The 24960-nt window shown below is 44.6% G+C and carries 25 protein-coding genes; 10 read left to right on the top strand and 15 right to left on the bottom strand.

Annotated elements, in window-relative coordinates; all coding sequences use genetic code 11:
• The first annotated feature begins 153 nt into the window (after positions 1 to 153).
• From H150_RS0111255 to H150_RS0111265, 3 genes are read left to right on the top strand one after another with little or no spacing between them, the layout of a single operon-like run.
• Positions 154 to 1317, top strand: a complete 1164-nt coding sequence (locus tag H150_RS0111255) for an LLM class flavin-dependent oxidoreductase (protein ID WP_019959163.1) — start codon at positions 154 to 156, stop codon at positions 1315 to 1317.
• On the top strand, positions 1314 to 2138 hold the full coding sequence (locus H150_RS0111260; RefSeq protein ID WP_019959164.1) for an ABC transporter substrate-binding protein: 825 nt from the start codon (positions 1314 to 1316) through the stop codon (positions 2136 to 2138). Before H150_RS0111255 ends, H150_RS0111260 begins: the two co-directional genes overlap by 4 nt.
• A gap of 33 nt (positions 2139 to 2171) precedes the next feature.
• On the top strand, positions 2172 to 3170 hold the full coding sequence (locus tag H150_RS0111265; protein WP_019959165.1) for an aliphatic sulfonate ABC transporter substrate-binding protein: 999 nt from the start codon (positions 2172 to 2174) through the stop codon (positions 3168 to 3170).
• A gap of 70 nt (positions 3171 to 3240) precedes the next feature.
• Here the strand turns inward: H150_RS0111265 and H150_RS14375 are convergent, their stop codons facing one another.
• From H150_RS14375 to H150_RS14385, 14 genes are all read right to left on the bottom strand, one after another.
• On the bottom strand, positions 3241 to 5106 hold the full coding sequence (locus H150_RS14375) for an ATP-dependent nuclease (protein ID WP_019959166.1): 1866 nt from the start codon (positions 5104 to 5106) through the stop codon (positions 3241 to 3243).
• Between the two features lie 134 nt (positions 5107 to 5240).
• Positions 5241 to 7307 carry a methionine--tRNA ligase gene (gene metG, locus H150_RS0111275; RefSeq protein ID WP_019959167.1) on the bottom strand — a complete coding sequence of 689 codons (2067 nt, stop codon included), beginning with the start codon at positions 7305 to 7307 and terminating at the stop codon, positions 5241 to 5243.
• A 192-nt stretch (positions 7308 to 7499) separates the two neighbouring features.
• Positions 7500 to 7991 carry a TlpA disulfide reductase family protein gene (locus H150_RS0111280; RefSeq protein WP_026353668.1) on the bottom strand — a complete coding sequence of 164 codons (492 nt, stop codon included), beginning with the start codon at positions 7989 to 7991 and terminating at the stop codon, positions 7500 to 7502.
• Positions 7991 to 8404 carry an acyl-CoA thioesterase gene (locus H150_RS0111285; RefSeq protein WP_019959169.1) on the bottom strand — a complete coding sequence of 138 codons (414 nt, stop codon included), beginning with the start codon at positions 8402 to 8404 and terminating at the stop codon, positions 7991 to 7993. The genes H150_RS0111280 and H150_RS0111285 overlap by 1 nt, the downstream gene beginning before the upstream one ends.
• Positions 8401 to 8781, bottom strand: a complete 381-nt coding sequence (locus tag H150_RS0111290; RefSeq protein ID WP_019959170.1) for a hypothetical protein — start codon at positions 8779 to 8781, stop codon at positions 8401 to 8403. Before H150_RS0111290 ends, H150_RS0111285 begins: the two co-directional genes overlap by 4 nt.
• 35 nt (positions 8782 to 8816) lie before the next feature.
• Entirely contained in the window at positions 8817 to 9728 is a 912-nt protein-coding gene (locus H150_RS14380) for an MlaA family lipoprotein (RefSeq protein ID WP_237343013.1), read from the bottom strand.
• The gene (locus tag H150_RS0111300) at positions 9725 to 9997 is read right to left on the bottom strand and encodes an STAS domain-containing protein (RefSeq protein ID WP_019959172.1); all 273 of its coding nucleotides are present in this window, start codon (positions 9995 to 9997) and stop codon (positions 9725 to 9727) included. Before H150_RS0111300 ends, H150_RS14380 begins: the two co-directional genes overlap by 4 nt.
• A 3-nt stretch (positions 9998 to 10000) precedes the next feature.
• The gene (locus H150_RS0111305; RefSeq protein WP_019959173.1) at positions 10001 to 10597 is read right to left on the bottom strand and encodes an MlaC/ttg2D family ABC transporter substrate-binding protein; all 597 of its coding nucleotides are present in this window, start codon (positions 10595 to 10597) and stop codon (positions 10001 to 10003) included.
• 69 nt (positions 10598 to 10666) lie between these two features.
• Positions 10667 to 11137: an outer membrane lipid asymmetry maintenance protein MlaD gene (mlaD, locus tag H150_RS0111310; protein WP_026353669.1), complete on the bottom strand. Its 471-nt coding sequence runs from the start codon at positions 11135 to 11137 to the stop codon at positions 10667 to 10669.
• A 5-nt stretch (positions 11138 to 11142) separates the two neighbouring features.
• The gene (mlaE, locus tag H150_RS0111315; RefSeq protein ID WP_019959175.1) at positions 11143 to 11919 is read right to left on the bottom strand and encodes a lipid asymmetry maintenance ABC transporter permease subunit MlaE; all 777 of its coding nucleotides are present in this window, start codon (positions 11917 to 11919) and stop codon (positions 11143 to 11145) included.
• Positions 11916 to 12722 carry an ABC transporter ATP-binding protein gene (locus H150_RS0111320; RefSeq protein WP_019959176.1) on the bottom strand — a complete coding sequence of 269 codons (807 nt, stop codon included), beginning with the start codon at positions 12720 to 12722 and terminating at the stop codon, positions 11916 to 11918. Before H150_RS0111320 ends, mlaE begins: the two co-directional genes overlap by 4 nt.
• Positions 12723 to 12813: 91 nt before the next feature.
• Complete coding sequence (pdxA, locus tag H150_RS0111325; RefSeq protein WP_019959177.1) at positions 12814 to 13794, bottom strand: 4-hydroxythreonine-4-phosphate dehydrogenase PdxA; 981 nt, start codon at positions 13792 to 13794, stop codon at positions 12814 to 12816.
• Between the two features lie 66 nt (positions 13795 to 13860).
• On the bottom strand, positions 13861 to 14778 hold the full coding sequence (locus H150_RS0111330) for a peptidylprolyl isomerase (protein ID WP_019959178.1): 918 nt from the start codon (positions 14776 to 14778) through the stop codon (positions 13861 to 13863).
• Positions 14775 to 17093: an LPS-assembly protein LptD gene (locus tag H150_RS14385; RefSeq protein WP_169708878.1), complete on the bottom strand. Its 2319-nt coding sequence runs from the start codon at positions 17091 to 17093 to the stop codon at positions 14775 to 14777. Before H150_RS14385 ends, H150_RS0111330 begins: the two co-directional genes overlap by 4 nt.
• A 125-nt stretch (positions 17094 to 17218) precedes the next feature.
• Here H150_RS14385 and amgK point away from each other — a divergent pair, with 125 nt between their 5' ends.
• A complete protein-coding gene (gene amgK, locus H150_RS0111340; RefSeq protein ID WP_019959180.1) occupies positions 17219 to 18223 on the top strand; it encodes an N-acetylmuramate/N-acetylglucosamine kinase AmgK in 1005 nt (334 codons plus the stop codon).
• 68 nt (positions 18224 to 18291) lie between these two features.
• Here amgK and H150_RS0111345 read toward each other — a convergent pair whose 3' ends face one another.
• A complete protein-coding gene (locus H150_RS0111345) occupies positions 18292 to 19611 on the bottom strand; it encodes an NCS2 family permease (RefSeq protein WP_019959181.1) in 1320 nt (439 codons plus the stop codon).
• A 472-nt stretch (positions 19612 to 20083) separates the two neighbouring features.
• Here H150_RS0111345 and H150_RS0111350 point away from each other — a divergent pair, with 472 nt between their 5' ends.
• From H150_RS0111350 to H150_RS0111375, 6 genes are all read left to right on the top strand, one after another.
• Entirely contained in the window at positions 20084 to 21016 is a 933-nt protein-coding gene (locus tag H150_RS0111350; protein ID WP_019959182.1) for an ABC transporter ATP-binding protein, read from the top strand.
• Positions 21010 to 21768: an ABC transporter permease gene (locus tag H150_RS0111355; RefSeq protein WP_019959183.1), complete on the top strand. Its 759-nt coding sequence runs from the start codon at positions 21010 to 21012 to the stop codon at positions 21766 to 21768. The genes H150_RS0111350 and H150_RS0111355 overlap by 7 nt, the downstream gene beginning before the upstream one ends.
• Positions 21769 to 21788: 20 nt before the next feature.
• On the top strand, positions 21789 to 22037 hold the full coding sequence (locus H150_RS0111360; RefSeq protein ID WP_019959184.1) for a BolA family protein: 249 nt from the start codon (positions 21789 to 21791) through the stop codon (positions 22035 to 22037).
• Positions 22038 to 22103: 66 nt separating this feature from the next.
• On the top strand, positions 22104 to 23366 hold the full coding sequence (murA, locus tag H150_RS0111365; RefSeq protein WP_019959185.1) for a UDP-N-acetylglucosamine 1-carboxyvinyltransferase: 1263 nt from the start codon (positions 22104 to 22106) through the stop codon (positions 23364 to 23366).
• Positions 23367 to 23424: 58 nt separating this feature from the next.
• Positions 23425 to 24039, top strand: coding sequence for an SCO family protein (locus tag H150_RS0111370; protein ID WP_026353670.1), 615 nt, complete (start codon positions 23425 to 23427; stop codon positions 24037 to 24039).
• Positions 24040 to 24043: 4 nt separating this feature from the next.
• Entirely contained in the window at positions 24044 to 24910 is an 867-nt protein-coding gene (locus tag H150_RS0111375) for a 1-aminocyclopropane-1-carboxylate deaminase/D-cysteine desulfhydrase (protein WP_019959187.1), read from the top strand.
• Positions 24911 to 24960 lie beyond the last annotated feature (50 nt).

Raw genomic sequence — 24960 nt, forward strand, 5'->3', positions numbered from 1 at the left:
ACATTGAGCACGCTTGTTCATTCACATGTCACGACTCAGATAAAATTTGTATATTCCTAAATAGAATTAAAATATCAAAATATATTATTTCACATTATAAAGAAGTGTCATTATAGTTTTAGCATATTTTATTTGGGTATATGGAATCAAAAAATGCAAATCTATTGGTATTTAACCGCGCCCGATGGCGCCCGCCCTTGGTCTAAAGATGGCAACCGCACAGTGAATTTTCCATACTTAAAACAAGTCGCCCAAGCGGTAGACCATTTGGGCTTCACAGGTGCATTGCTGGCCACGGGTGCGCACGACGCTTGGACTTTGGGCTCGGCCTTAATCAATGAAACCGAACGCATGAAGTTTTTGATTGCCATTCAACCGGGCATGATTTCACCGACGTTGCTGGCCAAAATGGCGGTGACGTTCAACCAGTTTTCCAAAGGCCGCTTGCTGTTGAACGTGGTTGGCGGCGACAAAAACACCTTGGGCGCGTATGGCATCCATTTGGAACACGACGAACGTTATGTGTTGAGCGACGAGTATTTGCAAGCGTTGCGCCCACTTTTGAACGAAGAAGGCGTGACGGTCAAAGGCAAGCACGTGCACATTGAAAATGCCAAATTGGCAGTCGACAACGGTGGTTACGCGCCACCTGCTTTGTGGTTTGGCGGCTCGTCACCAGCAGCGCACCAAGTCGCTGCCAAACATGTTGATACGTATTTGAGCTGGGGCGAAACGCCGCCGCAAGCAGCTGAAAAAATAGCCGAAGTGCGCGATTTCGCTGCCTCTCACGGTCGAAAATTGAAGTTTGGCATTCGCTTGTACGTGATTGTACGCGAAACCGATGAAAAAGCGTGGCAAGCAGTGGACGAGTTATACGAATCGATGGACGAGGAAGCCATCAACGCGCGCAAAAATTTTGCCAAAGGCTCGGATTCGGTTGGTCAAAAGCGCATGAGCGAGCTGCACAACAACGTCAAACCTGAAAACCCACGCGATTTGGAAATTTACCCAGGCTTGTGGGCAGGCATCGGTTTGGTGCGTCCAGGTCCTGGCACTGCGATTGTCGGCAGCCCAGAAACAGTCGAACGCGTCCTGAAAGAATACCAAGCCATTGGCGTGGACGTGTTCATTTTGTCGGGCTTTCCATTGCTTGAAGAAGCGTACCGTTTTAGCGAATTGGTGTTGCCACGCTTGCAACTGGACCACGACAACCCTGCTGCCGCACCTGAAAGCAAACAAAATTACACTTGGGGCAATATTTGGGACCGCCCGATTGACCACAGCGCACAAGAAGCTTCTTTGGAGCAAAACGCATGAAAACCGTGACTTTGGGCAGCCACCCAAACAACTTGTCCTTGTTCGTGCTGCGCCACCGCGGCGTACTTGAAGCGCTGGCAAACGATTTGGGCTACACCATCAAATGGTACGATTACGCCAATGGCGGCATCAGCGCGGATTTGTTGGCAGACGGCATCGCCGACGTGGTTGGCACAGGTTGCACGCCGCCCGTGGTCGCTTCGGCACAAGGCGTGGCGATTCATTACGTTGCTGCTTCTTTGCCTCGCCCTGCCAACAGCGCATTATTAAGTTTACAGCACAACCAATTTACCGATTTGCGCGGCAAAACCATTGCCGCGATGGTCGGCTCGTTCACCGACCATTTTTTGGCAACTTTGCTCAATGAGCACGGTTGGAAAAAGTCCGATGTGAAGCTCGTCGATTTGCGCGGCGAAGCGCCGTTGTTGGCCTTGCAAAACGGCACGATTGACGCGTGGTTGGCGGTCGATCCGTGGTTGCAACCGGGCTTGGCTTTGGATAGCGTGCACGTTTTGGCACAAGTGGGAACCCACATTCCCAACCGCTCGATTTTTTGGTCACACCAAGCTTGGTCAAACGAAAATGCCGCATTTGAAGCGTGGTTCGTGCAGCAATTGGCAGAAAACGATTTGTGGATTGCGCAAAACCCCGAACAAGCCGCAGCCTTATTGCAAGAACATTTGCCGAACAATTTATCACGCGAACATTGGCTCACAACCATTTCACAACGCCAATGGGGCATTGAAGCGGCAAACGACACCGTTTTGGCAGAACAAAACCAACAAAGCTTGGATTTGAAACAAGCAGGCTTCATCGCCTAAACGTCTTACACACATTAAAAAGAATGAAGAATCATGCGTAAATTAGTTTGGAGCGCCTTGCCACTTTTGTTGGCAGGCTTGGTGGCTTGTTCTGGCGACAACAACAAAGCCGCTTCTGAAAATACCGACAGCCAAAATGCAAAAAAAGTCGTGCGCATTGCCACGTTGAACGGCACATCTGACGTGGTTTTGGGTCGCGACCGCGGCACATTGGAACAATATTTGGCCTCGAAAAACATCGAAGTCAAATGGGAAGGCCCGTTCAATTCGGCAGCGCCAGCTTACGAAGCCATCAACGCCAAAGCCATCGACATTACCGTCGGCAGCAGCTCGGCGTTTGCCAACGTGATTGCCAATGGCGTGCAAATCGACATTTTCGCTTACCAACCGATGCCAGCATTTGGCGAAGGCATTGTCGTGGCCAAAGACAGCAACATCAACAGCGTGCACGACTTGGTTGGCAAAAAAGTCGCGGTCAACAAAGGCGGCACGGGCGAGTATTTGTTATCGATTGCACTGAAAAACAACAATATTCCAGAAGACAAAGTCGAAAAATCCTACATGTTGCCGTCTGACACAGGCACCGCATTCTCAGGCAAACACGTCGATGCGTGGGCGACTTGGGACCCTTATTTGTCGGTGGCGCAAGACTTGTACAACGCCAAGATTTTGGTTGGCGGCGGCGATTTAAAATCGTCCAACGCGGTTGGTTATTTTGCTGATTCAAATTACGCCAAACAAAATCCCGAAGTGATTCAGGCGGTGTTTGAAGGCTTGAAACAAGAAAACGATTGGGCCAAAGCCAACCAAGAAGAAGCCGGCAAAGTTTGGGCGAACCGTTTGGGTTACAAAGACAACGCCAACATCGCTTCGAACTTGGGCAAAGTCAACACCGTGCCACTTCGCAGCTTGAGCGATGCCGACGTCGAAGACATTGTCAAATTGGCCCATTGGTACCATGAAAAAGGCATCATCAAAGCCGTTCCCGATGTCAAAAAGCACGTGATTCAATTGCCTGCAAGCAAGGCTTGATTTAAGCATGTGCAACAAACAAGCGTCCTGTAAATGTTTACAGGACGCTTAAACTTAAACATAAATATAACTATTCACTAAGCACTTCATTTTCAAAAACATCACTTAAATTTTGATTGTTAACTTGACCATTATTGTTTTCTTGTAAATTTTTTAATGGCACTACAGGTACAATCCACTCCATCAGTTTTTTAATTTCCTGATAATCTGCGCAACTTTGTTCCAAACCTTCATTTTTCAATTTATGATTAAATTCAGCCCAAACCTCTTCTTTCTTGCCAATCAGATTCAAAGGCTTTTCAATAGCACCTTGAGTCCAAATCCAAATGTTTTTTTGTTTAAAATACTCATGTAAGTTTTGAATGTGCGGTTTAATTTCTTCATCGCATGCTAACTCTTCAATGATTTGGTATCGTTCTCGTTTAGAACTTCCAATGTCTTTGAAAGTAACCGCTCCTTTTGAATTATCAACTACAATATTATATGTATCTTGTTTACTTTTTATAGCATCAATACAATCCTTTAGCGCCACATCAGCAAGGGAAATAAATTTGTGTTCAATCGCCCCTTTAAAAACATAATCCAAATCACAAATGGCTTTAAAAGGAATTCCCATATCCTGTAAAACAGCTATTGTTTTTGCCGTATTATCAACACCACCTTGGGCTACAAGACTGTAATTTTTTTGAGCCAAGGTTTTCCCAAAATATTGGTAAAAGATTTCGGGTAGTAAACGCTTTTCCGTTTTTCCTTCGGTTAATAAAACCTGTTCAGAAAATAGAATTTGTGAAGAGTTTGTTAATGAAAACAGTAAAGCAGCTTGAGACTTATAGTCTTGCACCACTTTTTTAACGGCATCACTCAGACGATTTCTAACGCAAGTGCCTTTAGTTTGATTTTTATAAATCAGTAATGCATCTTGAGCCAAACTCTCAGTAACCATTTGAGCAGAATGGGTGGAAATGATCACTTGATATGCCCCATTTGAAAGTTTCAATAAAGCCTCTCGCAATTGCTCAATCGCAAATGGATGCAAATACAATTCAGGTTCATCAATCAGCAATAGCGTTTTTTTAGTCTCGTCGATAGTTTGGGAAGATGCAGCCAAATATCGAATTAAGCCCATCTGTATTGAACGCTGAGCCCCGTGACCATAGCTGGTAACATCCCGTTCATTTAACCCATTTTCTACCACTTTAATTGTTCCTGATTTGAACAGTTCTTGAAAAGAAGGGCTTTCAAAATGAAGCTTAATTCCAATATCAGGAAAAAAATCTTGAATATTGGTATTCACATCATTATCTATTTGAGTTAAAGCTGCCAATCTATTTGTACCATTGGCAGACAAATAATCATTAACGCTGTCCAAATGAGTAGAAATTTGTTGTGCGTGTTGCTGCTGAAAATTTTTTGTTAACAATTCTAGTAACTTACCTAATGTTGTGGAAGTTTTCGCTTTACTGGCATCTTCGGCAGCGTTTTCCATAGCACCCACTCGAATTGGCTCAGGAAACAAATCATCAATCGCGTTGTCAATGCCTCCTGGATTTGGAACCCACTTGGAATTCGCCCAATCCCAAACAAAAAATTTAATCTCAGCAAGTTTACAACTTGGTTTTTGTTGAACTCTTTTTATTTTTAAGACGTGGCCTTGTAAATATTTTTCAATTGATTTTCTGTGTTTTTCTTCTAAAACACATAAATGCTTTTCTTCAATACCTTCAATTGTTCCAAATATTTCAATTGGTTGATTTTCATCATTGAAATCTTTATGCTGTAAAACGAACCTGCGCAACAACCATTGAATGGCAGTTAAGCAATTGGATTTACCTGCATTGTTATATCCAATCAAAGGCGTGAAATTAGAAAGAGATAAAGTAATGTCACGGCAAGATTTAAAATTTGTAATTATGATTTCTGAAAGTTTTAAAGACATTTCTTACTCCTCAAACTGAATATTATATGACGATATAATAAAAATTAATCGTAAGCAAATGAATTTAAATAAAAACAAGGCGTCCTATAACATTTACAGGACGCCTTGTTAAGCCATTTTAACTGTCTTTAAAATCAACCAATTTTCATACCCGGTTGCGCACCTGAATCCACATCCAACAAGAACAATTGGCTGTGGTCTTTGTTGGCAGCAGAGGTAATCATGCCTTCAGACATACCAAATTTCGCCATTTTGCGTGCGGCAAAGTTTGCTACCACTACCACCATGCGACCAATCAATTTTTCAGGTTCAGGATAGCTTGCCGCGATGCCTGAAAAAATCGTGCGCTCTTCAAAGCCCAAATCCAATTGGAATTTGAGCAATTTGCTGCTGCCTTCGACTTTTTCACAGTTCAAGACTTTCGCCACGCGCAAATCGACTTTCATGAAGTCATCAAACGTGCAGTTTTCCGCCACAGGCTCATAATCCGCTGCATTGGCCGCTTTGGCTTCCGCTGCTTCAGACGCTTGCTTGTTGTTTTCAATCAATTTGTCCACTTGCTCAGGCTCAATGCGCTGCATCAAATGGTTGTATTTGTTAATCGTATGATCGGCTAACAAGGTGTTGGTCGAATCCGCCCAAGTAAATGCTGCGGTATTCAAGAACTCCGCCACGCTCGCTGCCAATTTTGGCAACACAGGCGACAAATAAACGGTCAAAATGCGGAAGGCATTGATTAATTCAGAACACACTTGTTGCAAGCGCGCTTCTTGACCTTCTTGTTTCGCCAATTCCCAAGGTTTGTTCGCATCCACATATTCGTTCACCACATCGGTCAACGCCATCACTTCACGCAAGGCCTTGGCGTATTCGCGCTCTTCGTAGCTGTTTGCCAATGTTTCTGATGTGGCCTGTAACTTTTGAATCAATTCGCTAGAAGATACGTCTGACAATTTGCCTTCAAAACGCTTGTGTACAAAACCTGCGGCACGAGAAGCGATATTGATGTATTTGCCAACCAAATCACTGTTCACGCGCGCGATGAAGTCTTGCAAATTCAAGTCGATGTCTTCGATGCGGCTATTCAATTTTGCAGCGATGTAATAACGCATCCACTCAGGATTCAAACCTTCGTCCAAATACGATTTGGCGGTGATGAATGTGCCGCGAGATTTAGACATTTTTTGACCGTCAACGGTTAAGAAACCGTGAGCAAACACGCCTGTTGGTGCGCGCAAACCTGAGAATTTCAAGGTTGCAGGCCAGAACAAAGCGTGGAAATACAAAATGTCTTTACCAATGAAATGGTACATTTCGGTGTCGGTATCAGGTTTTAAGAAGCTGTCAAAATCCACGCCTGTGCGCGCACACAAGTTTTTGAATGCCGCCAAATAGCCAATCGGTGCATCGAGCCATACATAGAAATACTTGTCTTTCACACCCGGAATTTCAAAACCAAAGTAAGGCGCATCGCGGGAAATATCCCAATCTTGCAAGCCGCCTTCAATCCATTCGTTCATTTTGTTCAAAGCTTCCGCTTGCAAATGCGGTTGCACACGGCCGTCTGCCAATTCGGTTGAGCCTTGCGTCCATTCTTTCAAATAGTCTTCACATTCGCCCAAACGGAAGAAAAAGTGTTCCGATTCACGCAAAACAGGGGTTGCACCTGAAATCGCTGAAAATGGGTTAATCAATTCGGTTGGATTGTAAGTTGCACCGCACACTTCGCAGTTGTCGCCATATTGGTCTTTAGCGTGGCAGCTTGGGCATTCGCCTTTGACAAAACGGTCCGGCAAGAACATGTTTTTTTCAGGGTCAAACAATTGTTCAATCGTGCGAGACACGATTTTGCCATTGTCTTTCAAAGCCAAGTAAATTTGGCTCGACAACTCGCGGTTTTCTTCAGAATGGGTCGTGTAATAATTGTCGTAACCGATGCCAAAACCCAAAAAGTCCGCCAAATGCTCTTCACGCACTTGTGCAATCATGTCTTCAGGGCTGATGCCTTTTTTCTGAGCTGCCAGCATCACAGGCGTACCATGTGTGTCGTCAGCGCAAACATAATGACATTCATGACCACGCATTTTTTGGAAACGTACCCAAACGTCGGTTTGGATGTGTTCCACCATGTGACCCAAGTGAATGTTACCGTTGGCATAAGGAAGGGCGCTGGTTACCAGCATTTTGCGTTTTGTGGTCATGATTGATTGTTTTGAATAAAAATAGATGCTTGGATTATAACAGACATCAATTGTTTGCTCAGTTGTCTTATACAAGGCAAACCAAATGCTTACAGGACGCTTAAATATTCATCTATCAATATTTAAATTCAAAACTGAAAGACCAAGCAGCGTCCTGTAAACCATGTAACAAGACGCGGATAAAATGAATGATTAAGGATGCAATTGTTTTTCAATCAAGGCATGTAAGGCTTGCCAATCAAGCTCACCAATATAAGTTTGAATGATTTGCCCTTGCTGATTGACCAAAAAAGAATTGGGTGCCACTTGGACTTGGTATGTCTTGCCCACTTCACCACTTTTGTCTATCGCAACGATAAAAGGCAAACGGTATTGCGCCACATAAGCTCGCACTTCGGCTTCGGTATTGTAAGGCAAGGAGATAGCAAGGGTTTGATAGGCACTGTCTGCAAATTTGGCTTGTGTTTCAATGAGCTTGGGCATTTCTACCACGCAACCTACACAAGAGGGATACCAAAAATTAATCAGCGTCACTTTACCTTGTAGGCTTTGTTCAGAAACAGTTTGACCGTTTAAGTCCGTCAATAAAAAAGATGGTGTTGGCCGAGTTTGATTGTGCGACAAGGCAAAAACCACCAAGCCCATTAACGCCACCACAAACATCGGTACAACCCATCTTTTCATTATGCAATAGGCTCCAGTAAGCCGTTTAACACATCCAATACTTCGCCTTCCAACGTCACTGCTTTACTGGTTTTGATGTCTATCACCACGAAAGTGATTAACGCATCGGCAACAACGGTATCAGTGTCTTTTAAATAAATCACTTGCTCCATTACCGCACTGCGGCCACCAATTTTTTTAAAACAGCTGCGGATGTCCAACACTTCATTATTGTAAGCACCGCGGCGGTAATTGATGTTGATGTTCACCACCGCCAAACCCAATTTGCTGCCATCGAACACATGCATCATGTTCGATTGTTCCATAAAACCCCAGCGCGCTTCTTCTAAAAACTCCAAATAACGCGCGTTATTCACGTGGCGATACAAATCCAAATGATAGCCGCGCACAGTGATTGTCGTGCTGTGTATCATGCTGATGCGCCCTTATTTTCCCAATCGATCGCTTCAAATGCTTCACGCTCTAAAGGCTGTGCGCTCAAATCGGACACAATGCTAGAAACACGCAAATCAAACCATTCAAAGAAAATATCCGCATGCAAATCAGGCCATACCGTGCTGTCTTCACACCAATCAGCCAATTCAGCGCTGAATAACGTTTGCACTTGCGCAGCCGCCAAATCCCAAGCTTCGTCTAATTCTTCAATAGGATCGATTAAATAAGAATTAGGATCGGCCTGTAAATCTTCCAATTCCAAACCATCTAATTCAATTTCTGGCAAATTAGACAACCAATACCAAAATGGCGCTTGTGGTACCAATACCACCAAACTGCGATTGACTTCGTACATGGGATGCTCCTTTAAATAAATCTAAGCTTGACGCTTTAAATGGCAACATCTGCCACATTCAATTCCAATTCGCCCACTAAGCTTGGCGAGACGGTCTGATCAATAGGCTCTATAAACACATCATGGACGGCATGTAACTGTGTTTGTTCCATTCCCATTGGAAACACTTCTAGTTCCATACCCTCGGGCTGTAAGTGTGATGAGTCTTGCTCATGGCTGTCAGCAGGGACCAAATCGTCAATATTGATGTCTTCAGAAACCGCACCACTGTAAACACCATTCACTTGCTTAGCACGCACGCTCATAAACACATCGCGCATATAAGCATAGCGATCCACTGCCGCCATATCCAAACCATCGGTGTATACCAACATTTTAGCGCGCTGATCCACGCCTTTAAGCGCAGTAGCCGCATAACCCCAACCTTCGGAATCAATGAGCGCACCTTCGACCGAATAAACCCGCACAACCGTATCGGCTACGGCATCACGCACAGTTGAAGGACCTAACAAGGGATACACCAAATAATTGCTGTTTTTCCAACCCCAAGAAGCAAAAGTATCACCCAAAGAGTTTTTGTTATTAGGCATTTGTGCGGCATCGGCAATATTAATCAAACCACCCAAGCCAAACGTCGTATTAATACCCACTCGTACCAAATCAGTACTGGCTTTTTCAACGTCTAAACGCAATACATTGCTGCCAAAGCTGACCACATCACGCAAATTGTCAAACACATTTGTCACACCTGCTTGCACAGGCTTAGGTGTGATTTTTTGATAACCACGTGCTACAGGTACCAATACTGTGCGATCAATGCCATCATTCACCCCATACATAAAGCGGTTATAAGGCTCATAAGGATCATGATTTTCGGCCCATGCCGAAACCGAAACACTTAGCAACATGGTCATCAATACAACAGTTTGTTTGGTTTTTATACTCATGCTAACCATTCTAATTCATACAATCCTAGTAACGCCGTTACCGCCTCAGGTACGGCACGCAATTGCCAACTTCCTTGCTCCAGTTGTCGTTTAATCAACAACAACACAGCCACGCAAGCAGAATCAGCTTGCGTAACCTCAGATAAATCCACGACTTCAATCGGCTTTGCACAAGCTTGCAACAATGATTTTTGAGACAATTGCGTTACTGTAGAAACAGTCACCACACCTTGCAAAAACAATATGCCATCTTTTTGCATCAGCTGCATGATTTATCCATTTTTCTTTTTCAATTCAGCAATCAAACCATCTATGCCCGATTTGCGGATGGTTTCATTAAATTGATTGCGATACACGGTTACCAAACTCGCGCCTTCCACAGACACATTGTACACACGGTATTGATTACCGCTTTGGTACATGGTGTAGTCCATTTTCACAGGTTTGCCTTGAGAACTGGCTGTCACGCTGGTTTTAACAACCACTTCTTTGCCGCCATTGTTCACCACTGGATTGCCATTGACTTGAATTTGAGCACCTTTGAATTTCAACATCGTGCCACTGTAAGTACGAATCAATAAAGTTTTGAACTCATTGCTCAATGCTTTTTTCTGCGCTGCAGAAGCAGTACGCCAAGGCGCGCCTACCGCCAAGGCGGTCATACGATCAAAGTCAAAATAAGGAATGGCATAGTTTTCTGCTTCACGACGCACTTGAGCATTGTTATTGCCATTGGCTTTGTCCAAAATATTCAAAACTTTATCAGCATTACCACGCAATTGCGTCACTGCTTGTTGTGGTGTTGCCATTGCCATGCCGATGCTCAATACACCTACCGCCAAGGCATTTAAAATTGCCATTTTTTTCATGATACTTCCTTCAATTGTGTTCTTTTAATTCAATACCGAGATGTTTTCCCAACATCTGATAATTTGTTATTATTCGCCTGCATTTTTCTCAGCAAAACTGGTCATAAACTTGCCAATCAGCTGCTCTAATACCAATGCATCACTGGTCAAATCAATGTTATCACCATTGGCCAATGTGGCCTCTTCCGCACCTTGCATCAAACCAATGTATTGTTCGCCCAAAATACCCGAAGTCAAAATTTGTGCCGAAGCATCACGACTGAATTGGTATGGCTGTTGCAAATGCATGGTCACTTTGGCGCGGTAATCTTCAGGATTCAGAACAATACTGCCCACACGCCCCACCACCACACCTGCAGATTTCACAGGCGCTTTCACTTTCAGGCCGCCAATATCATTGAATGAGGCTGTGACGGTGTATGTTGCTGAACCGCCAGTTTGTTCCGTACCGCTTGCCACTTTAAATGACAAAAACAACAATGCGGCAACGCCCAAAGCCACAAACACACCTACCCATAACTCCAATACATTGCGTTTCATAATCATCACTCAGTAAACATAAATGCAGTTAAAACAAAATCCAAAGCCAAAATCGTCAAAGCACTGGCCACAACTGTTTGTGTGGTTGCGCGCAAAATACCTTCTGGCGTCGCACGGCTAGAAAAGCCGTTGTACACCGCAATCAAAGTCACTGCCACACCAAAGACTATGGATTTAATCAAGCCATTAAGAATGTCATACGACCAATCAATATTGCTTTGCATTTGCGACCAAAAAATACCACCATCCAAGCCCAAATGATGCACACCAATAAAATAAGCACCCAAAATACCACAAACATTGAAAATCGAAGCCAGCAAAGGCATTGCCACCACACCCGCCCAAAAACGAGGTGCAACCACTCTCGAAACAGGATCAACCGCCATGACACTCATCGCCTCTAGTTGCTCTGTGGTTTTCATCAATCCAATTTCACTGGTCATCGCACCACCTGCACTGCTGGCAAACAACAATGCTGCCAACACAGGTCCTAGTTCACGCAATAAACCTGCTGCAACGGCAAAACCCAACGCATCTGCGGCCTTAAATTTGTTCAATTGCGTATAACCTTGCAAACCCAAAACCATGCCCACAAACAAACCTGAAACCGCAATAATTAAAATCGACATCACGCCTGCAAAATACATTTGACGCACCGTCAAACGCGGACGGGTAAAACTAGAGCCCGAAGCCCTCAATACTGCGAAAAAAAACAAACTGATGCTGCCTAGCTGCTGAATCAAATTCAGGGTATGGCGACCAATGTTCTGGAAAAAATTCATGGTTTTGCCGTCATAAGTTGTTGTTCTAAACTTTGCGTGGTTGGATAGCGAAACTGTACCGGTCCGTCAGGTTCACCATGCACAAACTGATGCACCCATGGCGAATCGGTTTGGCGAATTTCTTCAGGCGTACCACTAAAAATCACCTCGCCACCTGCCAAAAAAATCACTTGGTCCACAATTTGTAATGATTGATGAATATCGTGCGTCACCATCACACTAGTGGCCTGTAAAGCTTTGTTGATACGAGAAACAAGTAACGCAATCACACTCAATGAAATCGGATCCAAGCCCGTAAAAGGCTCATCAAACAACATCAATTGCGGGTCTAGCGCAATGGTGCGCGCCAAAGCCACGCGCCTAGCCATGCCGCCTGACAATTCAGATGGCATCAAAGCCTCAATGCCACGCAAACCCACTGCATTCAATTTCAAAGCTACCAAATCTTGAATCATGGCTTCTGATAATTGAGTATGCTCTCGTAGTGGAAAAGCCACATTATCAAACACCGACAAATCGGTGAACAAAGCGCCAAACTGGAACAACACACCCATTTGACGGCGATATTCATGCAGCTCTTGGCGACTGAATTCACGCAAATCTTTACCGCCAACCAAGACTCGACCACTGTCAGGTTGCAATTGTCCTGTCATCAAACGCAATAAAGTGGTTTTACCGCTGCCAGAACCACCCATAATGGCCGTAAAATGACCTTGCTCAATACAAAAACTCACTCGATGCAAAATTGGACGTTCTGCATAAGCAAAACTAACCGCATCGAACTCAACAAATGGTTTTGTCATAAAATAATAGGCAGTAATAATCAGTGCATTATGTTAATGAAATAAAGCAGATAAAACAATGCTTTTAGCCGTAAATTGCCGTAAATGAAAATTAATCGCTTATATTGCTCATTAATAACGCACTTTCAATGGCTGCTTTCAGGCTACCTGACAAAGCCTGACCTGTACCAGCCAAATCTAAAGCCGTTCCATGGTCTACCGAAGTACGAACAAAAGGCAGACCCAAAGTGATATTGACACCATTACCAAAACTGGCAAATTTCAACACAGGCAAACCTTGGTCATGGTACATCGCCAAAACCGCATCACCATGTTTTAAAATAAAAGGTTCAAATACTGTGTCGGCAGGATACGGCCCTTTGACATCCAAACCTTCTGTGCGCAAAGCCTCTAAAGTCGGAATAATCACATCCAACTCTTCCATACCCAAATGTCCGCCTTCGCCTGCATGAGGGTTTAAGCCTGTCACCAAAATACGTGGCTTGGGTAAATGGAATTTGGTTTGTAAATCATGGTTCAAAATTCGTACAACTGAACTCAATAATTCAGGTGTAATTTGTGCGGCGACATCTTTTAAGGGTAAATGTGTCGTCACCAATGCCACTTTCAGGCCGCCTCCTGCCAACATCATCACCACTTGCTCGGTAGCACTAATGTCTGCCAAATATTCAGTATGGCCACTGAAAAAGCGGCCTGCATCATTGATCATGCCTTTATGCAAAGGTGCGGTCACCATCGCTGCAAATTCACCCGCTTCAATACCTTGATAAGCACGGTCTAATAATGCAATCACATATTCAGCATTGTTCACATTCAAAGTGCCTGCCACACAAGCCTCAGGCAATGGCACATGCAAAACCTCAATTGCATGGTTTACAGGACGCTGATTGGATGCGTCGTATTCAATGACTTCAACCTCTTTGCCCAACATTTGCGCACGCTCACGCATCATGTTGATGTCTGCCAACACCACACAACGCACATCCAAATCAAATGTTGGAATATCCAAACAAATATCTGGACCAATGCCAGCAGGTTCTCCACTGGTAATGGCCAAAACAAGGTGTTTCATTTTGATTGCCTTTAAAAAATAACAGCCGCCATCAGGCAGCTGCTTCTATTTCACGAAAAATATCATTTAGCGTACAGACACATAAGCTTGTTTGCGCAATTGATTAATCCAATCGCCATACAATTCTTGTGATTTGGCTTCGGTGATATTCTGACGCACTTGCGCACGCAATTGTGCATCACCCGCATCTTGTTGGCGGGTCTGTAATACTTTGATTAAATGGTAACCATAAGTCGTACGCACAGGCTCACTCAAAGCACCTTGAGGCAAAGATTTCATGGCTTTTTCAAATTCAGGCATGAACATACCATCAATGGCCCAGCCCAACACACCACCATTGGCAGCACTGCCTGGATCTTGCGAATGAGCACGCGCCAAAGCTTCAAAAGACTCGCCTTGATTCAATTGCGCACGCAATTGACGAACTTTTTCCAAAGCTTGTGCATCGGTTGTTTGCGCATTGACTGCTACCAAGATATGTTGCGGCATGTAAGCCGTAATCATATTATTCGAATGACCTTTTTTAGCCGATGCAGGCAATTGATCAATGGCTTGCATGATTTCAGCATCGCTCACACGCACACGACTGTGCAAATCACGCTGCTTCACTTTCTCAATCAAAAGCGCATTGCGAATGCTTTGATGCCATTGCGCCTCTGTTTGACCTTCTTGGCGAGCCACAGCATTCAAATTTTGCTGAATCTCTGCATTGCTCACTTGAATGCCCGTACGCTGTGCCAATTGCACCATTAAAGATTGATCGACCAAATCGCTCAAAGCTTGGCTTTGAATTTGCTGTTCAGTGACATTGCTACCTTTAGGCAAGCTTGCACGAATTTTCTTGCTTTGCACTGCCAATTCACTCACGGTAACCACTTGTTGATCCACTACGGCCAACACTCGATCTACACTTTGAATGGGTGCTGCCCACACACTGGTACTGAGTGCCAACAATGCGGCCACTGCCAATGGTTTTACATTCATTTGTTTGCCTTTTCATCGGTTAAAGGTTGATAACTTGGGATGCTATCGTGCAAAACTTGCGTAGGATTGTTACCCAAATTACTCAAATTACGCAATTGTAATTGGAAAAATATCGCATTTTTGCTTTTATCCAAATCGCTAACATAGCGCTGTGCGACCATACTGGCATTCCAACAACCACAATCACTCTTATATTCCACCCCAACAATTTGGTCTAAAGGCTTGCTTTCAGACAAAGAATAATACTGTCTTGCTACCACAGAATAATTGTTATTCAATGCCCATTGCGCACCAATGTCTATTTGCTTATTTTCACCATAATGGTTGGAATAAATTTCATCATTGCGCTCATAACGGTAACGCGCACTCACATTGCGCCCTGGTGCATGTTCATAACGCGCGCCAACACTAAAGCTTTCGGTTTCTGCCACTTCTTGACTGTAATGCCATTCACTCTCTGCATAAATTTTTTCATGCACTTGACCACCACCAAACACAAACACATCCGACTTACCTTGTTCGCGCTGGTATTGTCTGCCACTTAAGTCCACATCATCGTCTTTAAAATAAATACGTTGTCCCACCGCCGCTTTGAAACGTTCTTTACCTGTATTCATTTCCAAAAACTTGGTCATCAATGCCGTTGTAACTTGATTGGCAGCATTGATACGGTCTTGCCCTGAGAAACGATTTTCACGAAATAACGAGTCATACGTTTGGCTGTCTTCACTGGTATCAAAATTCGGGAAATGGCTTTGATCTTTACCCGGAATATAAGTGTAAAACAAGCGTGGCTCTAAGGTCTGTACATAATCTACATTTTGAAATTGATAAGGACGGTCAAATATCAAACCTGTATCCACACTCAATATCGGCAATGTTCGGCTTTTACTGCTATCGATTTGTTGAGAATCTTTTTCCAAAGCATATTGGGTCATGTGCATGCCAAACTTCGGACGGAAATAACCCCAAGGTCGCGTGACATCCCAAGCCACTTGCGGATACAACACGGCACGCTGACCAGATGCTTTTTTATCGTGCTCAAAATTGGTAAATTGACCAAATACACTGGTAGCCACGTTTTGGTCAAAATCACGCGACCATGTCGCACTCAGGCGTGGCATCAACTGATATGGCTCATCAATGGTTCGAGCATCATTTTGCAAAGTCTGGAATTTTTGCACTTGCAAGCGTGAATCAAAATCGCCACCTAGCCATTGATCGTTGAAATCCAACCAAGCTTCACGACGCAAATGGCGACCATCCATCACATCAGAGCGTCCACCAAAATCTTCACGATAATCATCATCTGAAACTTGGTTAAAATTGACGCCACCATTTAACTTGGGCGTAAATTGTTGTTCATGTTGCCAAGATATTTCATAGCGATTTTTTTCATCATTTTTACGGTCGTCTGGTAACCACTCTCCCGCAACACGCCCATAATATTCAGGCTGCAAATAACGAAATTCACCACCAATGGCCATACCACGATCACTCATCCAATGAGGCGTCACCGTAGCATCGTAATTCGATCCCAAATTCATATAATAAGGTGTGCTCAGTTCTAAACCATTAGAGCCGGTTTTTACCATAGGCAATAACAAACCACTCTTACGCTCACCATGTAACGGAAAATCCATCCACGGACTATAAAGCAATGGCACACCTTTAAAAATTAATGCCGCATTTTTCGCCACACCCACATTTTGATTGTAGTCAACAGTCACTGAGTCGGCTTTGATATACCAACTTTCATCACCAGGGTCACAAGTATTGACTTTGGTTTGCTCCAAGCGATAACGATTGTCGCCCAACATTTGCATGCTGCCACTCACACCTTGTAAGCGGCGGCCATCTTGTTGCGTTTCAAAACGCGCACCACTGGCTTCACCTTGTTTGGTATCTAAATTAAATACCAATTGCTCACCACTAATATGACTGTTATTCACCGCATCGCTCAAGGTAAATTCATTACCAGCACGAGCCACATTGTTCACCAAATCCACATCTACCCACTGTGCATTAATGACTTGGCCGTTACGCTCCAAAATCACATCGCCTTCGGCTTTGGCACGATTGTTGGTTTGACCTGCTGCTAAATCAGCAGTCAAACGGGTATAGTCCTGAGGCAATGCAGCTTCGCCACTGGTTTTAGCAGGTGTCACCATGGTGGCATTCGGTGCGACACAATGAGGATTTTTGTCCCCCAACGATAACGTTGGCGGCTTTGCGCTCTCTGCTTGCGCATAAGATGCCAAACCGACTAACAAAGCGGCATATAAAGAGGTATGGGTAAACTTGGAAATAGCCATGATGACCTTAAAAAAACGACCCGTTTCGTCAAACTGTGAACAGCTTACCATCGACACCGCCTGATTGACGACGCTGATTACAGCAAACTAGGATAAAATGGTGCTTATTTTAACGTGAAAACACCATGCAACGACAACAAGCCTTACAAACTTGGCTCGAAAGCCAATATCCAGCACAAGCATTTGAATTGACTTTTGCTGCAGCCGATGCGGACTATCGTCGCTATTTTCGCGCCACTTTCAGCGATGGCAGCACGATGATTGCCATGGATGCGCCACCTGAAAAAATGTCGATTGAGCCATATTTGAAAGTGCAACAATTGTTTCAAATGGTCAAAGTGCCACAAGTGTTGCATTACAGCATCGAAAACGGCTTTATGGCATTGGAAGATTTAGGCAACGTCCCTTATTTGGCAGCTTTACAACACGATGAGCGTCCTGAAGTGCAACGTTTGTTGTTGCTAGAGGCCATCGATCAATTGATTATCTTGCAAAAAGCCAGCTTGCCAGACCAATTGCCTGAATACGACGAAGCCACTTTGACATGTGAAGTCAATTTGTTCCCTGAATGGTTTATGGCCAAAGAATTGAACAAAAAAATGAATTTCAAACAACGTCAATGGTGGGATCAAAGCATGCAAGCGTTGATGCCTGTGATTTTGGAGCAATCCAAAGTCTATGTACATCGCGATTTCATCGTACGCAACTTGATGTTAACACGAGAGCGTCCTGGCGTATTGGATTTTCAGGACGCTGTGTATGGTCCGATTACTTATGATTTGGTGTCTTTGCTGCGTGATGCTTTCATTGAGTGGGAAGAAGATTTTGTCTTGGATTTGGCAATTCGTTATTGGGAAAAAGCCCGTGCTGCAGGCTTGCCAGTTGCCGAGCAGTTTGACGACTTCTATCGCCAATTTGAATACATGGGCGTGCAACGCCATTTGAAAGTCGCAGGGATTTTTGCCCGCTTATACCATCGCGATGACAAAGACAAATACCGTCCTGAAATCCCACGCTTCTTGAACTATTTGCGCCGCACTACGCGCCGTTACACCGAATTACAACCTTTGTATGCTTTGATTGTAGAATTGGTGGGCGACGATGAATTGCAAACGGGTTACAGTTTCTAACCCAATCGATATCCATTAAAAAAGCGTCCTGTAAATATTTACAGGACGCTTGTTATTTAACGGATGAACTAACCGCCAAAGAATGTAAACTTCAACGCCCACAAAACCGCCACAATCCACACCATATACGGTACGGTTTTGGCTTTACCTGTGAACAATTTTACCAAAGCATAACTGATGAAACCCATTGCAATACCATCTGCAATTGAATAAGTAAACGGCATGAAAGCAATGGTCAAGAACGCAGGCAAAGCCTCGGTAATGTCTTCCCAATCAATGTTTTTAATGCTGTGCATCATCAAGACGCCCACATAAATCAATGCAGGTGCAGTGGCAAATGCAGGGACGCTGCGTGCCAACGGTTCAAAAAACAAACACGCCAACAACAACAAGCCCACAATCACCGCGGTCAAACCAGTACGACCACCCGCAGCCACACCTGAAGCCGATTCAATATAAGGCGTACTTGAAGACGTACCCAATACCGCACCTGCTGTAATCGCAGTAGAATCTGCCAATAAAGCACGTTTCAAACGTGGCAATTTGCCATCTTTCAACAAGCCTGCACGGCTAGATACACCAACCAACGTACCTGTCGAATCAAACAAATCAACCAAGAAAAATACGAAAATCACACCAACCATAGCAGGCGTGAACAAATCAGAGAAATTCATTTGCATGAAAGTCGGTGCCATAGATGGAATCGGACCCACGATGCCATGAATGGTATTGATACCCATCGCCGTTGCGATAACAGTCACTACCAAAATACTGGCAATAATAGCACCACGAACTTTGAAATGGCTCATCACCGCAATCAACAACAAACCTAAAAATGCCAACAATGCCGCAGGCTCTTTCAAGCTGCCCATCGCCACCAAAGTGGCTGGACTGTCCACAACAATGCCCGCATTTTTCAGGCCGATTAAAGCCAAGAACAAGCCAATGCCTGCACCAATCGCCAACTTCAACGACATCGGAATCGCATTAATCAAGGCCTCACGAATGTTGGAGAAACTCAATGCGAAAAACAACAAGCCAGATACAAAGACCGCGCCCAAAGCTGTTTGCCACGGCACACCCATGCCCAAACACACCGCATAAGTGAAATAAGCGTTCAAACCCATACCCGGTGCCAAAGCAATCGGATAATTGGCAACCACGCCCATCACAAAACAACCGATGGCAGCAGTCACGCATGTGGCAACGAAGACGGCACCATGATCCATGCCCGACTCAGACAAAATCATCGGGTTCACAATCACGATGTAACACATGGTTAAAAAAGTAGTGAGTGCGGCAAGGGCTTCGGTTTTGACCGTGGTGCCGTTTTGACTCAATTTAAAATAGCGCTCAAGAAAGCCGCCTGAAGGGGGCGTTTGGCTCATGGATTATCCTTAAAATACAACAATGCAAATGCGGTTAAAAAGTGTAAACAAAACGAATTATAATGCGCTTTGTTCGAAATCGCCCGAATATTTGCCCACGTATATGGCTAAAATTAACCATTGTTGCGTTACTAGCTCTGTTATCAAGTGATTGTTTGCGCGGCTTGTTGTAAAAATCAAACGATTATGAATGATATTTGTCTCATTCAAGCGACAAGTTTTTTGTAAAGCATTGCTTTATTAAGCATTCATTCGACTCCCATCTCATCATTAATTTATTCTCAAAATAACGCTTTATTCATCGCTACAATCCATATTGCACTGCAAACCAGCCTTATTCTGACTCAGCGTCCTGTAAAATTTTGTTTTCATTGGCATACATTCAAGCGCATGCGAGCAAGAATGCCGATTGTGTTATGATGCGCCTCTGCTTTTGAGCCCTATTTTTGATTTTTCTAAAGAATACCAGCACATGAATACACAATCTGACAGTGCTTTGGTCATCGCAAACGCCCAAAAAACCTATCGCAATGGTTTTACAGCCTTAAAAGGGGTGAGCTTTGACGTGAAACAAGGCGAGTTTTTTGGTTTGCTCGGTCCCAATGGCGCAGGCAAAACCACGCTCATTTCCGCCATGGCAGGTTTGGCACATTTAAGTCAAGGTCATATCAATATCATGGGCTTTGATACGCGCAAGCAGCCCAACCAAGCGCGCATGAGTTTGGGTGTGGTGCCACAAGAATTGGTATTTGACCCATTTTTCACCGTGCGTGAAACCTTGCAATTTCAATCAGGTTATTTTGGCATACGCAAAAACGATGCTTGGATAGACGAATTGCTGCACAAATTGCATCTGTCCGACAAAGCCAATACCAACACGCGCAATCTTTCAGGCGGCATGAAACGCCGTTTGATGGTCGGTCAAGCCTTGGTACACCGTCCGCCTGTGATTGTATTGGATGAGCCGACTGCGGGCGTAGACGTAGAATTGCGCCAAAGTTTGTGGGCTTTCATCAAAGAATTGCATGGACAAGGTCACACCATTATCTTGACCACGCATTACTTAGAAGAAGCGCAAAGTTTGTGCAATCGCATTGCCATGATGAAAAAAGGCGAATTGGTGGCATTAGACAGCACCGCCAATTTATTGCGCTCTAGTAATGGTGTGCGCATTGCCATGACTTTATCTGCTGCACTGCCTGAAGCGTTGCGCAAATGGCAAATTCCAAGCACTGGAACAGAAATCATTTTGCAATTGAGCGAATATGCCCAATTGGCGTATGTGTTATCGACTTTACAATACGAATATGTGGCTGTGAAAACTTTGAACATTTTAGAAAACGACTTGGAACAAGTGTTTTTACGATTGATGCAAGACAACACCAAAGGAGTTGTCACATGTTAACAGGCTTTCCTACCCTCTTAAAAAAAGAAATTTTGCGTTTTTGGAAAGTCGGTTTTCAAACGATTTTTGCGCCTGTAATGACAGCTTTGCTCTACCAATTGATTTTCAGTCATGTGATGAAAGGTCAACCTGATATTTTACCGGGCGTGTCTTATGCGGCATTCTTGATTCCAGGTCTGGCCATCATGTCGATGACGCAAAATGCGTTTGCCAATGCCTCCAGCTCGTTGATTCAATCGCGCTTAAGCGGCAATTTGATTTTCATTTTGCTGCCGCCGATTTCTACTTTCTCGTTTTACTTGGCTTATGTCTGTGCGGCAATTGCCCGTGGCTTATTTGTCGGGGTCGGGGTCTTGGCGGTCTGCGCTTTCTTCGGTTTGACCATGCCAGTATCACCATTGTGGGCGCTGATGTTTGCGGTGATGGGCTGTGCCATTATGGGCTCTTTGGGTTTGCTCGCTGGCATTGTGGCAGAGAAATTTGACCAAATGGCCTTGTTCCAAAATTTCATTATTATGCCTTTAACATTTTTGTCAGGCGTGTTTTACTCCATCAACAGTTTGCCTGAATTTTGGCGCACATTGAGCCATTTCAACCCGATTTTTTACATGATAGATGGCTTTCGCTACGGCTTTTTCGGTCACAGCGATGTGTCGCCTTGGCTATCGCTGAGCGTGGTGACGATTTCTTGGCTCGCCACCTCTATCGGCATCTTAATGCTGTTAAAATCAGGTTATAAATTGAGACATTAGAATATGAAAAGGACACTCCCATGCTAACTCCTGAACAAGTCAAACAAATGATAGGCAATGTTTTGCCATGCGAACACATCGAAGTCGAAGGCGATGGTCATCACTTTTATGCTCACATCGTGTCTAGCCAGTTTGAAGGCAAAGCCCGTTTGGCACGCCACCGCTTGATTAAAGATGGCTTGGCTGACAAAATCGCCAGCAATGAGTTGCATGCGTTGTCGATTGCCGCAGCAGCCACTCCAACCGAATGGGCAAGCAAAGCCCGTTAATATTCAATCACAATTACTTAACCGCCCTGTAAACTGTTATAGGACGCCCATTTTTGAAAGATTCACATGGATAAATTAGTCATCCGTGCCAATGGCCCATTGAACGGTGAAATCACTGTTTCAGGTGCTAAAAATGCCGCTTTGCCTTTGATGTGTGCGGCTTTGTTAACCAAAGACACTTTGCGTTTGACCAACGTGCCGATGTTGCGCGATGTGAAAACCACGCACAAATTGCTCGAAGGCATGGGCGTGACCGTATCGACCAATGATGTTGATACTTTTGACATCACTTGCGGCACCTTGAACAATGTTTGCGCACCATACGATTTGGTACGCACCATGCGCGCGTCGATTTTGGTTTTGGGTCCGACTTTGGCACATTTTGGTGAGGCTGAAGTGAGTTTGCCTGGTGGTTGCGCCATCGGCTCACGTCCTGTTGACCAGCACTTAAAAGGCTTGGAAGCGATGGGCGCGGACATCGTGATTGAAAATGGTTACGTCAAAGCCAAATGCAAAGCCAAACGCTTGCAAGGCACGCGCATCGTCATGGACATGGTAACCGTTGGTGGCACTGAAAACTTGATGATGGCAGCGTGTTTGGCTGAAGGCACCACGGTTTTGGAAAACTCAGCCGTTGAACCTGAAGTGGTGGATTTGGGCGAATGTTTGATCAAAATGGGCGCCAAAATTTACGGCTTGGGCACCCAAACCATCACCATCGAAGGCGTTGAAAGCTTACATGGTGCAGAACATGCTGTGGTGGCTGACCGCATCGAAGCGGGTACGTTCTTGTGTGCAGTGGCGATGACAGGTGGCAAAGTGGTTTTGCGCAACGCAGCGCCTAAAACCATGACGGCTGTTTTAGACAAATTGGTCGAAGCAGGCGCACACATTGAAGCGGGCGATGATTGGATTTTGATCGACATGCAAGAACGCCCTCGCCCTGTCAACATCCGCACTTTGCCACATCCTGCGTTCCCAACCGACATGCAAGCGCAATTCATGACCATGAACGCCATTGCCAGCGGTGCTTCAAAAGTGACCGAAACGATTTTTGAAAACCGCTTCATGCACGTGCCAGAACTCAATCGCATGGGTGCCAACATCACTACCGAAGGCAATACCGCTTTGGTGCAAGGCGTCGACACCTTGTCAGGCGCAAGCGTAATGGCAACCGATTTGCGTGCGTCAGCAAGCTTGGTCATTGCAGGTTTGGTGGCCACAGGCGAAACCACAGTCGAACGCATTTACCATCTAGACCGTGGTTACGAACACATCGAAGCCAAACTCGGTGGCGTCGGTGCCAATATTGCCCGCATTAGCGAATAATCTCTTCTAAGTAAGCGTCCTGTAAACTTACAGGACGCTTGATTTTGGAAAGTCGTGTATGAAAACTTATCTTTGTGTCGCACTCATGGCACTGGGCTTAATCGCTTGCAGTGCTGAATCCACTTCCAACAAAACACCAGCGACTCAAAATGCAGCCGTCAATGTGAAACTCCATGGCAGTGCCATCGAAGAATCTTTGGGCGACGATTTGCGCTTAATTGATTCCAATGGTAACCCTGCCTCATTACAAGATTTTCAAGGCAAAGTGGTGGCAGTCTCGTTTGGCTATACCCATTGTCCTGATGTGTGCCCAACCAATTTATTGGATTTGGCCAAAACGATGAAATTATTGGGCGAAGATGCGGCAAAAGTACAAGTATTGTTTGTGTCAGTCGACCCAAGCCGCGATACGCCTACGGTTTTGAAAGAATATGTGCCATTGTTTGACGAGCGCTTCATTGGCTTAACGGCACCAGACGACGCCGCGATGGCACCTGTTTTGAAAGCATGGAAAGTCGCTGCAACCAAAGTACCGGTCAGTGACGGGCATTACACCGTAGACCACAGCGCAGGTTTGTATTTGGTTAATCCACAGGGCAAAGCGGCAGTATACTTGCCTTATGGCAGCAAAGCCGAAGCCATTGCCCAAGACATCCAAGCTTTGTTGCGATAAAACCATGTTGGTTGCACGTCCAATACCTTATCAAAATGTGGCTTTGACTGATAATGTGTGTGTCACTGTCAAACGCTTGGATTTGGTACATCCACACATTTCAGGCAACAAATTTTTCAAACTCCAATACAATTTACAGGCCGCTCAAGCGCAAGGCAAAACCTTGCTCATCAGTTTTGGTGGTGCGTATTCCAACCACATTCACGCTTTGGCGCACGCGGCACATGAATGCGGCTTAGACAGTCTTGGCATCATTCGTGGGCAAGAATTGGCAGACAAACCGCTCAATCCCACCTTACAGGACGCTTGTAATTTGGGCATGCAATTGCAATTTGTCAGCCGTGAACAATACCGCCAAAAACACACGCCAGAATTTTTAAACGCCTTGCAACAGCGTTATCCGCAGGCTTACATCATTCCTGAAGGCGGCAGCAATTTGGCGGCAGTGGTCGGCTGTGAAGCGATTTTATCGGCATACGACCGACAAAATTTTGATGTGATTGTGTGTGCAGTCGGAACGGGCGGAACGGTGGCGGGCATCATCAACGCCAGTGAGCCAACACAACGGATTGTGGGTTTTGCGGCCTTAAAAAGCGAACATTTGTCACACACCATCACGCCATGGGTGACGCAAAACAATTGGGAAATTTTATCGGAAAATGTGTTTGATGGTTATGGTAAATTCAATGCGGTGTTATTGGATTTCATTCATGACATGCAACAACAAAATCTGCCTTTAGAGCCGATTTACACTGCCAAAGCCTTATACCGTTTGCGTGATGATTTGCTTACAGGACGCTTGTCTCAACAGCAACGCATATTATTTATTCATACAGGCGGTCTGCAAGCAATGCGTGAAAATTTGCATTAAAACCATCGAGTCATCAAGCAGTCACCATCAAACAAAGCAAGTTTGTTAAA

Source organism: Vitreoscilla stercoraria DSM 513 (genome assembly GCF_000382305.1).
GTDB lineage: Bacteria > Pseudomonadota > Gammaproteobacteria > Burkholderiales > Neisseriaceae > Vitreoscilla > Vitreoscilla stercoraria.